Here is a 13225-nt window from a genome sequence, read left to right as displayed (position 1 = left end):
GCGCTATGATGTGCGTTCATACCCCGCCATTGTAGGGGGCATGATAGCGCATATCGGTTAACGTGAGTCGTTAAAGGGCATTATCGATTAGGTCGTTGATTGGGTGCCCAATTAAGCCAGTCAGTTTGTGGCTTTTCATGCAAGGTAAAGGCCTGATTACTATTTAATTGATTGGCAGGGGTGGTGACCACTTGCGTGGCGACCCCTATGCCGCCAGTGAGTATGGTCTCAAGTGAGCCAGTTTCAATTTGAGCGCCAGAAAATAGACCCACATCCACCTTAATGCCAGACATATCCCAAAATTGACTGCTTTGATTGACTAGATGTTGATAGCGCGCATCTATTTGTACCTGCATCTGCACCTGAGTGCCATTTACCGATAATTGGTAATGGGCTATCTCGCCTATCTTAATGCCGCGAAAGATGATGGGACTGCCTACTTTAATTGAGCCTAAATCGCTGTCAATGAGGGTTAATTGCAACGAGCCATCATCTACATGCACCGGGGTTTCAGTCAGACCGGTAAAGTGTTTGCTTAACTGCTGGCTATTACCCGGAAGTACGGCCACATAGGGGCCAGTGAGTAGGGTTTCGGCCGCCTGAATGCCAGATAACGAAATTTGTGCATCGATTAAAAAATATTGCGCATCTTGGCGAGTAAATGCCTTGGCATAATCCCCATAAAGGTACGCATCAACACTGACTGTACCGAGGTCGTCATTGAGTTTAACTTGCTCGATCTCACCCACCTGATGACCTAAATAGCGAATAGGCGCTTTAGCCGCTAACTTCGTTGTGGCGGGAAAGCTAAGTGTAATGGGGGTTGCCTTGGCTAGGGCAAGCGCCTTAGACCCGTATAAGTGCTGGTTATTAACGGCATCATCGCCCTCGAGTAAGCCTAAGCTAACGCTGCCTTTGATGGCGCCACTCAAGGGCGCGATCTCAACATTGATTCCGCGTAAGCTAGCATCGACTGTCAAAGCGTTGTTACGCCAAAACACGGTTTTAGGGGTTAACAGTGAATCAAATTGCTTATCAACCCCAAGGGTGATGGCAAAATTATTACTTTGTGCTTGCCAAGCGACATCGAGCACTTGGCCAATTTGCATCTTTTTAAAGTAGAGTGGTGATGTCGCACTTAAATCGGCGCCATCAGGGCTCATCAGGGTGATGCGTCGCTGATCCCCTTGGCTGATGATCTGCTGGGCCTGCTTCTGTGAGCTAAATAACATTAAGGTGCTGTGCTGTTTTACTGGAGTAGTAGATTTGCCTTGAATTAAGCTGATCGCCCCTTGGGTGAGTGTGGCTAAGTCGCGGGTATTTACCGTTACACCCTCGATAGAGGCATCAATAGCTAATGCTGACTCAGGAATGAAGTAGCTACCAGATGAAATAAGCTTTTGATATTCTGGCCATATGTCTATTGAATACTCGACGCCGCTATAATCTGGCTTAAAGCGAACGTCGCTAACACTGCCAATGGGTAACTGTTTAAAGCGTACCTGCGCGCCGACGTCTATGCCGGGATTCTCACTGGCCGTTAATGTCAACGTAAAAGGTTGATTATGTAAGGGCGGAGCACTATCTAGCAGAGGGTACTGTGCTAAAGGCTCTCCGGTGCCGGGCATGAAATTGATCACGCTACCTGTGAGTAGGCGCGTAGCATGCTTGATACCTGCCGTGGAGATATCGGCGCCTTCGACCCAAAATTGCGCCGTGCCACTCAACAGATGAGCATAATCGCTATCGAAAGTCGCATCGAAAATGACTCCAGAGTCACTTAAATGCGTGTGGGTCACACGGCCTATCTCTATGCCTCGAAATACAATGCTTGCACCCGATTGAATAGTATCTGCATCGCTGGCTTGCAGTGAGAAGCCTACGCCGCGAATGGCAGCATCTTTATCATCAAAAATGGTATAGTGTTGATTTGGTTCGGCTTGCAGACCGTTGGGATCGGAGGAAAAGCTAACGCCACCGGCTAAAATGGCTGACAGACTCTCTGTTTTTACTTTGATTCCCGCCAGTGACGCATCGACTGCTAAGCCTGAGACATTCCAAAATTGCGAGTTTTGTTTTACTAAATGTGTGTACTGTTTCTGTATGTATGCATTAAATAAAATGCGGTTATCATTGACTAAACGGTAACTGAAAATTTTACCGACAGGGATTTGACGATAAAAGATTAGCGAGCCGATATCGAGTGAGCCTAAGGTTGGGCTGCTTAATTGCACCATTAACCCGTCGGAGCCTGGGGCAACTGGTGGAGCCTGATCTTCGGCGATAAACTTTCGGCGTTCATTACCATTTCCAGGTTGAATGGCAATATAGTTACCGGAAAAAAGCGCATCGAGTCCTTCAACACCGGTAATTGAGGCTTTAGGCGTGACCAGCCAAAATTTGGTGTTGTCTTTTAAAAATGGAGTGGAGCGATAATCCATTAATAGATCGACATTCACCCCTTGCAGAGCATCATCGATACTAATGTCGACCACTTTACCGACGGTCAAACCTTGATAACGCACTAAGGTTTTACCGACATCGATACCAGTGGCACTTGGAAAATGGATACGCACATCGATACCCGATTCTCGGATACTCTTAACGCCCAGCCAAGCGCCCAGCGCTAGTGCGATGATAGGTAACAGCCAAATCGGCGAAAATAACTTCTTCTTTACCACTTTAGGTGTTTCAATTTTTGTCATCTTTCGCTTCCAATCGGTCCCAGAGTAAACGGGTGTCTAATACTTTTGCTGCCAGCTGTGTCAATAAGACGACTAAGGCAAACGCCGTAGCAGCCGGTGCAGGTTTGGCATCAAATATTTGCCCCATATTAACCAAAGCCGCCGTTATTGATATGACAAACAGATCTAACATCGACCAGCGACCAATCCATTCAATGATATGAAAGCCTGCCATTAATCTTTTTTTTGAAATTGGTAAACGATGACTTATGGCGAGCAGATAGGTCGCTAAACCGATAATTTTCAGCATAGGTACGAGAATACTGGCGGTAAATAAAATGATGGCAATAGGCCATAAGTCTAAATGGATTAAATGATTAATACCGCTAAAGATGGTGTCACGCCTGACTTGGCCTTGGCTAGTCATAATGGTGATTGGGTATAAGTTGGCTGGCACTAACAAAATGGCGGCGGTGAGCAACAGCGCCCAGCTTTTTTGGATGCTGGCGTAGTCTCGACTCTGTACGTACTGACCACAGCGTTGGCAATAGGTATCTTCAATTCGGCAAAGTTTTGCACAAGTAGGACAACTGGTGATCCCTGCAGCTTGTCCTTGCGAGTTGCGATGAGAGTTAGTCATTGAGCTGGTTCCACATATGCTCGATATCATATTCACGCTGCAAGAAAATAACCACAATGAATAAAATACTGAAGCAGAATGTCCCTATACCAAAATAGAGGTCGGTGTAGTCGGAGAGTTGAAACACGGAAACAAAGATACTGATCATGTATATCTCTAGCATTGTTAGCTCTGTCAACAGGCTATGCCAGCGCAGTAGTTGTTTATAAATATTACGAAAAAATGACTTTTTTATTTGATATTTAACGATTAAAATTTGTGCCAACACTGATAGGATAAGTAAACCAGGAGCGATAACCGCGGCGATCATAACCGCGATCCCCACTACCCAGTAGCCTTGAGATATCACCGACATCGCTCCTTCTACCACTGTCGTGGTACGCACGCTGCCCAAAAAATGCAGCTCTAATACAGGGAATATATTGGCGGGGAAATACAGTACCAAGGCGGTAATACATAAGGCGAGCATACCGTTGATAGAGCAATAGGGGGTGTCGTACAAATTACTATGGCAACGAGGGCAAAGGGCTCTTACCCCAATAGGAAGCGCCCGCTTGCTGACGATGAGGTCACAGGAGCGGCATAGGATAATGCTCTTATCTAACACGTTTCTATCGGAAGTAATGATGGGTATTCCTATCGTTTGGGAGCAAATAACATGGTGGTTGCCCCTAATTTCTTCAGATCCAAAAAGCTGTTGTACGCTGCAAGCGTTTAGCAATTGTGATAAGACAACATCACTATTGCTAACGAAATAATAGAACAAGATTCTATCAGATAAATTTGAACACTTGCATAACAACTTGTATTTATGAGATTCTACAACTGTATATAAAAACAGTGTGAGGGCAGGCATGGCAGTTATAACGAAATTTGTCGTAGTCAGAGAAGGGGTTGAGAAGATGACATTCACATCTAAAAAGGAGGCTGACGCCTTTGATAAGATGCTCGATATCGCAGATAATCTACTTCCTTTTATCGAACAGGCTCAGCTAGGACTCGATGATGATGCGATTGAGAAGCTCAGTTTCTATTTAGCCGAAAACAAAGATCAACTGATGGGCTTATTAAAGGGCGGTGCGGTGACGAAACCTGCAGCAGTAAAAAAAGCCAGTAAAAAAACCGAAGCAACAGCATAATTTATTAGGAAACCCTATGACATCCGTGTGTTATGACACTTTAGCTCGCCAAACCGAAGCATTATTCAGTGGCGAAGATAACCTTATCGCAGCCATGGCTAACTTTTCCGCATTGATCAATGACAACCTTGACGATATCAATTGGGCGGGATTTTATCTTGTTGAAGGCGAACAACTGATTTTAGGCCCGTTTCAAGGCAAGGTTGCCTGTACCCGCATTCCTATGGGGAGGGGGGTTTGTGGCACAGCAGCGCAAAGCAATACCACACAACGCGTGGCTGATGTTCACCAGTTTGCGGGCCATATCGCCTGTGATTCGGCGAGTAATTCTGAAATCGTCATTCCATTAAGGCGCGATGGTCAAGTGATTGCTGTGCTTGATATCGATAGCCCATCAATATCTAGATTTGATCAAGCCGACGAAAACGGCCTTGAATTAGTAGTAAAAAGTCTGGAAAAAGCTTTATTTGCTTAAACTAACACCAATTTTGCACAATTGATGGTCGCATTCATAGCTAGCAAGCTTATAATAGGCGGCTTAACGAATATCAAAATGCTGGGTGACATTTCATTACTTGAAATGAATACTTGGCGTTTGTTAAGTGTAATTGATAAGGTATGTTGGACGTAACGCTAACGGGTGTAGCTACACTAGGTGAGATAATGCCCGTTAACCGCCCCTAACAAATATGAACGACACGCCCGCCAACATTAAGTTGGGTGAGGTGATAGTCCCCTTTTTAAACTGTGGAAGTAATGATGGAATCAACAGAAAAGTTGACCGACACCAACGCTATTCTGGCGTATTTATATGAAACATTTCCTTTGTGCTTTATTGCTGAAGGTGAAACTAAACCGCTTAAAATTGGATTGTTTCAGGACTTGGCTGAAAGGTTAGCTGATGATTCTAAAGTCAGTAAAACTCAATTGAGAATTGCCTTACGTCGCTATACTAGTAGCTGGCGCTATCTTAAAGGCATCAAAGTTGGGGCACAGCGTGTCGACCTTGACGGCAATGAATGTGGTGAGCTAGAGCAAGAGCATATCGATCATGCACAAGCTACACTGAAAGAAAGTCAGGAAAAAGCCAAGGCTAAACGTCTAGCCAAAGCCGCAGCGAGTAAGGGCGACAATAATCAGCCTAAGGCTGAAAAGAAGCCATTTAAAAAGCCTGCGCCTAAGCGTAAACCCACTGCGGTTAAAGTCGCTAAACCAGAAGTTGCAGTACAAAATTTAACACCTGCGGTATTAGGCGAGTTGAAACCAAATCAACGTGTCAATGTCAAACTAGGTAAATCGCCAGTATCAGGTGTCGTACTTGACATCAAAAAAGAAGATATACAAGTGCAGTTAGATTCAGGATTAACCATCAAAGTGAAGGTTGAACATATCCTGCTATAACTGTTTCATTGTAAAAGGAGTAACTTGTTGATGCGAAAACTAACTCTGGTAGCTTCAATTGCCAGCATTTTTGTAGGATTCTCGGCTTGGGCATTGACGCCTACAATTCCATCAAGCGAGTTGCCCTCTCTGAATCAAGAGCCACAACATAAAGTGGCGAGTAAGCGAGTGGCGGACACCTATGCGCGTAATCACTATCATCGTTTCGATTTTGATGATGCGTTTGCTGCGCAGGTGTTCGACCGCTATTTAAAGCAACTCGACTACCGTCGTAATGTGTTATTACAAAGTGATGTCGATAGCTTTAAGGTCTACGCTACAGAATTTGACGACATGCTCAAAAGTGGTGACTTGACTGCCGCCTATAAGATGTTTGATCTGGTGCAGCAACGTCGTTATGACCGTTTTGCCTATGCGTTAGCCCTGCTTGATACCGAAATTGACTTTAATGTTCCTGGTGACAACTATCAGTATGATAGAGAAGAAGCTGCTTGGCCCAAAGATGAAGCAGAGCTTAATGAGCTTTGGCGTCAACGGGTAAAATATGATGCCCTCAATCTTAAACTTACTGGTAAAACGTGGGATGAAATTGTTGACGTGTTAGAAAAGCGTTACAACAACGCCATCAAACGTCTGAGTCAGACCAAAAGCGAAGATGTCTTTCAAGGTGTGATGAATGCCTTTTCTCGCTCGGTAGAACCACATACTAGCTACCTTTCTCCGCGTAACGCAGAACGTTTCCAAATGGAAATGAACCTGAGCCTTGAAGGCATAGGCGCGGTGCTGCAGATGGATGAAGATTACACTGTGATTAAAAGTTTGGTCGCTGGTGGTCCTGCGGCCAACAGTGAAAAACTCTCCCCTGAAGATCGCATTGTAGGTGTTGGCCAAGAAGGAAAAGAGATAGTCGATGTGATTGGTTGGCGTCTCGATGATGTTGTTGAACTCATTAAAGGGCCAAAAGGCAGTAAAGTGGTACTGCAAGTCTTACCTAAGAAAGGCGGTTCTTCAGCTAAACCTACTTATGTGACTATTGTTCGGGATAAAATTCGCCTAGAAGATCGCGCAGCGACCTCCGAGGTGATTGAGCCTTCAAGCGGAGATTACGCTGGTCGTAAAGTTGGTGTCATTAAGATCCCTGGCTTTTACATGAACCTGTCACAAGACGTGCTTAAAGAGCTGACTAAACTTAAACAAGAAAACGTTGAAGGGGTTGTCATAGATCTGCGTGGCAACGGTGGCGGCGCGTTAACTGAAGCCACCTTGTTAACAGGCTTGTTTATTGAGCAAGGTCCTGTGGTGCAAATTCGTGATGCGAATGGCCGAGTTTCACAAAATCGTGATAATGATGGCCGCGTTGCTTATTCTGGTCCATTGACTGTGATGGTCGATCGTTACAGCGCATCGGCATCTGAAATTTTTGCCGCCGCGTTGCAAGATTATGATCGTGCACTTATCGTCGGTGAGTCGACTTTTGGTAAAGGCACAGTACAGCAGCATAAAAGCCTTGGGCGTATCTATGATATGTACGATAAACCGATTGGCCATGTGCAATACACCATCGCTAAGTTTTATCGTATCGATGGTGGCAGCACCCAAATTAAAGGGGTCACGCCCGATATTCCTTTCCCTAGCGCCTTAGAGCCAGGTGAATATGGTGAAGCGGAAGAAGATAATGCATTACCGTGGGATAAGGTGCCAATGGCGCAATACAGCACCCTAGGTGACATTAATCCGAATTTGGTGGTTAATTTAGATGGCCGCCATCAACAGCGCATTAAGCAAGATGTCGAATTTAGTTATATTTATCAGGATATTGCTGAATTCAAGAAAAGCCATAAAGAAACCAGTGTCTCTTTGGTGGAAAAAGAACGTATTGCCGAACGTGAGGCTAATGATAGTAAGCAGTTAGCACGTTTAAACGAACGCCGCGCTGCAAAAGGCTTAGCACCACTGACATCGCTTGACGATGCCGATGATGAGATGACATTACCCGATGCATTCTTAGACGAAACCGTGTATATCACTCTTGATATGGTCGACATGGAACAGATGGCTAAAAATCAGTCTAAGTAATCGACTTAGCAAAATGAAAAACGCGCTATTGGCGCGTTTTTTTTATCAAATTTTAAGTGATAAGAGGAACTGTGATGACGCAAGTTCGAGCGAAATACCTAAAAGATTACCGTGCGCCAGACTTTACTATCACCCATGTAGCGCTTGACTTTGTGTTGGCTGGTAGCGAGACCAGAGTGACGGCAACTAGCCAAGTACGGCGTCTAAATGACAACGCGACTTCCTTACGACTCGATGGTGAAGCGCTGTCGATTGAAACCTTGACCGTCAATGGTAAGCCGTATCCTTATCAAGTCGAAGAGGGTCTGTTGTGGCTGGAAAATGTCGGCGCCGAATTTGAACTGCAAGTGATCACCCGCCTTGACCCGGGCACAAATTCAGCCCTCGAAGGCCTTTATATGTCAGATGGCGCCTACTGTACTCAATGTGAGGCGCAGGGGTTTAGACGCATCACTTACTTTCTCGATCGCCCCGATGTGTTAGCGATTTACACTGTGCGGATCGAAGCCGACAAGCAAGCGTTTCCTTATTTGCTCAGTAACGGTAATAAAGTAGAAACTGGTGAGCTTGATGGTGGTCGTCATTTTGTCCGCTGGCAGGATCCGTTTCCAAAACCTGCTTATTTATTTGCTCTGGTAGCAGGCGATTTCGATGTATTACAAGATAGTTTTGTGACCCAAAGCGGTCGCGAAGTTGCACTGCAAGTCTTTGTGGATAAAGGTAACTTACATAAATCCCATCATGCGATGGCATCACTTAAAAAGTCCATGGCTTGGGATGAGCAGCGTTTTGATTTGGAATACGATCTCGATATCTACATGATTGTTGCTGTCGATTTTTTCAATATGGGCGCAATGGAAAATAAAGGCCTAAACGTGTTTAACACCAAGTACGTGTTGGCCGACACCGCATCGGCAACGGATGATGATTATCATGGCATTGAGTCTGTGGTTGCCCATGAGTATTTTCATAACTGGACCGGCAATCGCATCACCTGTCGTGATTGGTTTCAATTAAGCTTGAAAGAGGGGTTAACCGTTTTTCGAGATCAAGAATTTAGCTCAGACGTTGGTTCACGGGCAGTTAATCGTATTCATGCTATTAAGGTCATTAAAAATCAACAGTTTGCCGAAGATAGCGGCCCGATGGCTCATGCCATTCGTCCCGAATCGGTAATTGAGATGAATAATTTTTATACCGTGACGGTATATAACAAGGGGGCTGAAGTGATCCGCATGATGCACACCTTGTTAGGTGAAACCGGCTTTCAGGCTGGGATGAAATGTTATGTTGAACGTCATGATGGTCAGGCGGTCACCTGTGACGATTTTGTGGCAGCGATGGAGCATGCCAGCGGCGTCGATTTAAACCAGTTTAGACGTTGGTACAGTCAATCGGGAACGCCCTTGGTCACAGTCAAAGAGGAATATGATTCTGGGGCGAAGCAATATCGCTTACATATTTCGCAGCGTACATTGCCTACCGCAGAGCAAGCAGAAAAATGGCCGTTACATATTCCGTTTGATCTCGAACTGCTGAGCGTAGAGGGTGAATCGATACTCAATCGGGTACTCGATGTCACCCAAGTAGAGCAGACTTTTGTGTTTGATGATCTGCCAAGTGCCCCTGTGCCGTCGTTATTACAAAATTTCTCGGCGCCAGTAAAATTGCTGTTTGACTACAGTATTGAGCAGTTGCTCCACTTAATCCGCTTTGCCTCGAGTGAAGTGGCTAAATGGGAAGCATCGGTGGCGTTATTTAGCCAGTCAGTGTGGCACAATGTCGCTAGCCTTCAAGCTGGCCAAAGCATGCATACCGATAGCCGTTTAATCGATGCGATAAAAGGCTTATTGCTGGAGCCCAATCTTGATCAGGCTTTATTGGCCGAAATATTACATTTTCCCAATCTGTCGACCCTGATTGAGCAAGCTAATGAGGTCGATATCGATGCCTTGTCAATGGCGCGCACATTTGTGATTGAAGAGATCGCCAGTGGCTGTGAAGATGAGTTGTTGGCTCGTTACCGAGAACTGGCGGCGATTGATGCACCTGCGGCGCGTTCGCTGAAGAATGCGGCCTTGCTATTATTGCTTAAAATGTCTGATGAACATCAAGCCTTAGCCGAAAATCAATACCGTCATTCCATGAATATGACTGACAGTTTAGGTGCATTAACGGCGCTCAATAGCGAAGACAGTGAGCTTAGACAAACGCTGCTAGATGATTTTCAGCAGCGCTGGTCTCAAACGCCTCTAGTGATGGATAAATGGCTGACGTTACAGGCCACTTGCGCAGGTGATGAGCGCATCAACGCGATTAAAACCTTGTTGCAACATCCCGCGTTTAGTCTGTCAAATCCTAACCGTGTTCGCTCGTTAATTGGAGCGTTTGCGGCGGCAAACTTGGCGGTATTCCACCGTCAAGATGGTGCGGGTTATCAATTATTAACTGAGGTCATTATTGAGTTGAACACGCTTAATCCGCAGGTTGCGGCGCGCATTATTACGCCGTTAATACAGTTTAAGAAGTTTGATGAGAGTCGGCAGGTATTGATGAGGCAGTCATTGCAGCAAATACTCGCCTTACCGCAACTATCTAACGATCTGTTTGAAAAAGTGACCAAGGCGCTAGCCTAAACCTTAAGCGACGGGGCAGTGCCTGCCCCGTCATTTCTGTTCTTATTATTGTTGATGATATTATGGTCTTTTTCTTTTCAATTTATGTCAGTTACCGTGATTTTCTAAATTATTATCAAGGATATGTAGATAAAGTCGAAGTGAAGGAAACCGGGGGGAAAACCCTGTGGATCAATGCGCGTCACTTTCGACCTTTCTTAACACCTGGTGGCCTTTCTGGTTACTTTAGATTAGAGCTTGATGATACAGGCCAGTTTCGTTCTTTGACTCGCTTATAATAATTAGAGTTATTACTTCAAACGATTGATTATAAAACTCCCCCCCATTTAAGCTCACTTTATAAATATAATTACCTGTTTATTATTGTTTTTTTGATACGCCTTCCTCACCGTTAATCTTTTGTATCTGCTTATTTAAATCGTGCGTTTGAAAAGCAGGATTTTATTTGGCTTAAGTATCCAAATATCAAGGTTATTTTCTCTTTTTACACCTTGCTCATCGATCGTAAATGCTGTAACAATAGTGTTACCTGTACGCTAACAAGATGTTGGCCACCATTCCTATAACAAAGAATCCAACAGGTTACGGAGAAGAGCTAAAATGAAAAATCTTAAAAATGGCTTTAATAAGTCAACGCTTGCTTTGGGGATTATCGCAGCGTTGAGCATTGCCACTGCACCTGTCGTTCAAGCGGTGTCCTTTGATTGGGGCGAAGTACAAGGTTCGTTTGATTCAACTTGGAGTGCTGGCGCAAGTTGGCGAGTTGAAGAGCGCAACTGGGATGATCACATTGGCAAAGTGAATCATCCACGTTTCGATTGGTCCAATTATTCCGCTTTTAACAATACCAAATATTCCTCTGCAGAGATCTGGGCTCAACCCGGTTCATATTCTAGTAACGGCGACTTGAGTAACATGCTGTATTCTCAAGGCGACGTCACTTCAATGGTGTTCAAAGGCTTACATGAGCTGTCGTTACAATATAAAAACTATGGTCTGTTTGCTCGTGGTATGTATTTCTACGATCAAAAGGCAAATGACGGCAGTTATGGTTACACCGACCCATTAACAGGTAAAGAGTACGACCCTTGTGCCGACTCCGAAGCCTCTAAGGTGCAATGTAAAGATGTGCGTCTGCTTGATGCGTTTATTTACGGTAACTTTGATTTTAATGATGGTGCAAACCCGCTAACGGTTAGAGTGGGTAACCAGGTGGTATCGTGGGGCGAAAGTACCCTTATTGCCCACGGGATTGGGGTGATAAACCCGGTGGATCTGAATATTCTTAATGCTCCAGGGGCTGAATTAAAAGAAGCATTTAGGCCGCAAGGCATGGTGTGGGCATCTTTGGGGGTCACCGACTCTCTGTCTGTAGAAGCTTTCTATCAATATGACTGGGAGCCTGTTTGGGTGCCGACACCTGGGTCGTTTTTTTCCACCAATGATTTTGCCGGTTATGGTGGTTATGCTCAAAACGCCCAGCTTGGTTTTAATGCTAACCCAGACATGAATCTCGATTTTATTGTCTCAGAATACAATAACTTGTTACAGATGATGGCCTCGGGGCAATATGATGCTGAGACTTTAGGGAAATTGGCTTTAGCCTATCCAACCAAAGCGACCTTAGTGAAAGATCAAGCCAGTGCCAGTGATTCAGGACAGTACGGTGTTAAGTTTGGTTACTATGCGCCAGAACTTGGCGAAACCGAATTTGGTTTGTATTACATGAACTATCATAGCCGCCGTCCTTTGATCAGTGGCACCGCAGCTAATTTTACTGCCGAGGCCATTGGGCGAGATTTAGCTAAGCTGGGCGCAGTTGCTGCTGCCGGAGGCACGGTCGATCGTAACACCTTATTAGGGCTAGAAACGTTTTCTAAAGCCCAAATTGAATATCCTGAAGATATTCAGCTTTACGGTTTTAGTTTTAATACTTTGGTTGGTGATACATCTGTTGCTGGTGAAATAGCCCATCGTCAAGATGAGCCGCTGCAAATTGATGACGTTGAACTGTTATTTGCCGCCATGCCTCAGCAACTCGCCAATGCCGGATTGCGCCCTGATTTAGACGGCATATCGCAAATTGAAGGTATAGGCTCTGGCGAGTCAGCCAAAGGGTATATTCTGCGTGATACTACTCAAGCACAGGTCACCTTTACGCATTTATTTGGTCCTACTTTAGGCACCAGTAACTTAACCATGTTAGCCGAAGTCGGTGGTGTGTGGATCCACGATATGCCTGGCTTTGATGAGCTGCGTTTAAATGGCCCTGGCACGGCTCGTTCTGGGGGCAACCCAGATATGCCAGGCATTATCGAAGCCCTGCATAACGGCCCAGAAACCAATCCGTTCCCTACTGACTTTTCATGGGGCTATCGAATTGTAGCCAAGGCGGATTACAACAACTTGTTTGCCGGTGTGAATATGGCACCGCGCATTATCTTCTCTCATGATGTTAAAGGGATAACTCCAGATCCTATGTTCCTATTTACCGAAGGTAAGAAAGCGGTCGCTATCGGGGTGAACTTCGATTATCAAAGCCGTTGGGGAGCCGATTTCTCCTATAACTCTTTCTTTGGTGGTGTAGGGACGACTAATCAGATGTCTGATCGTGATTACGTGTCATTTAACATCAAGTATTCAATCTAA

General features: G+C 45.1%; 10 protein-coding genes. 7 read left to right on the top strand and 3 right to left on the bottom strand.

The features are described from left to right. Window positions 1–80 precede the first annotated feature (80 nt). From AC5YBX_RS10150 to AC5YBX_RS10140, 3 genes are read right to left on the bottom strand one after another with little or no spacing between them, the layout of a single operon-like run. A complete protein-coding gene (locus AC5YBX_RS10150; RefSeq protein WP_494523599.1) occupies window positions 81–2705 on the bottom strand; it encodes a PqiB family protein in 2625 nt (874 codons plus the stop codon). Continuing rightward, window positions 2692–3324 (bottom strand): paraquat-inducible protein A, encoded by a 633-nt coding sequence (locus tag AC5YBX_RS10145; RefSeq protein ID WP_494518956.1) that lies wholly within the window; start codon window positions 3322–3324, stop codon window positions 2692–2694. Before AC5YBX_RS10145 ends, AC5YBX_RS10150 begins: the two co-directional genes overlap by 14 nt. Then, window positions 3317–3931 carry a paraquat-inducible protein A gene (locus AC5YBX_RS10140; RefSeq protein WP_494518957.1) on the bottom strand — a complete coding sequence of 205 codons (615 nt, stop codon included), beginning with the start codon at window positions 3929–3931 and terminating at the stop codon, window positions 3317–3319. Before AC5YBX_RS10140 ends, AC5YBX_RS10145 begins: the two co-directional genes overlap by 8 nt. 247 nt (window positions 3932–4178) lie before the next feature. Here AC5YBX_RS10140 and AC5YBX_RS10135 point away from each other — a divergent pair, with 247 nt between their 5' ends. The 7 genes from AC5YBX_RS10135 to AC5YBX_RS10105 all read left to right on the top strand — a co-directional run bounded on the left by AC5YBX_RS10135 (window position 4179) and on the right by AC5YBX_RS10105 (window position 13225). Further along, entirely contained in the window at window positions 4179–4463 is a 285-nt protein-coding gene (locus AC5YBX_RS10135) for a YebG family protein (protein ID WP_494518958.1), read from the top strand. A 16-nt stretch (window positions 4464–4479) separates the two neighbouring features. Then, window positions 4480–4938, top strand: a complete 459-nt coding sequence (locus tag AC5YBX_RS10130; RefSeq protein WP_494518959.1) for a GAF domain-containing protein — start codon at window positions 4480–4482, stop codon at window positions 4936–4938. 284 nt (window positions 4939–5222) lie between these two features. After that, the gene (proQ, locus tag AC5YBX_RS10125; protein ID WP_494521616.1) at window positions 5223–5864 is read left to right on the top strand and encodes an RNA chaperone ProQ; all 642 of its coding nucleotides are present in this window, start codon (window positions 5223–5225) and stop codon (window positions 5862–5864) included. A gap of 30 nt (window positions 5865–5894) precedes the next feature. Next, complete coding sequence (gene prc / locus AC5YBX_RS10120; protein WP_494518960.1) at window positions 5895–7940, top strand: carboxy terminal-processing peptidase; 2046 nt, start codon at window positions 5895–5897, stop codon at window positions 7938–7940. 74 nt (window positions 7941–8014) lie between these two features. Further along, the gene (gene pepN / locus AC5YBX_RS10115) at window positions 8015–10576 is read left to right on the top strand and encodes an aminopeptidase N (RefSeq protein WP_494518961.1); all 2562 of its coding nucleotides are present in this window, start codon (window positions 8015–8017) and stop codon (window positions 10574–10576) included. Window positions 10577–10638: 62 nt separating this feature from the next. Then, window positions 10639–10854, top strand: a complete 216-nt coding sequence (locus AC5YBX_RS10110; protein WP_494518962.1) for a DUF2835 domain-containing protein — start codon at window positions 10639–10641, stop codon at window positions 10852–10854. 322 nt (window positions 10855–11176) lie between these two features. Beyond that, window positions 11177–13225: a DUF1302 domain-containing protein gene (locus AC5YBX_RS10105; protein ID WP_494518963.1), complete on the top strand. Its 2049-nt coding sequence runs from the start codon at window positions 11177–11179 to the stop codon at window positions 13223–13225.

The organism is Shewanella sp. 492 (assembly GCF_059338445.1).
The sequence above is the reverse complement of the archived record's forward strand: the minus strand, read 5'-3'. Positions and strand labels throughout refer to the sequence as shown.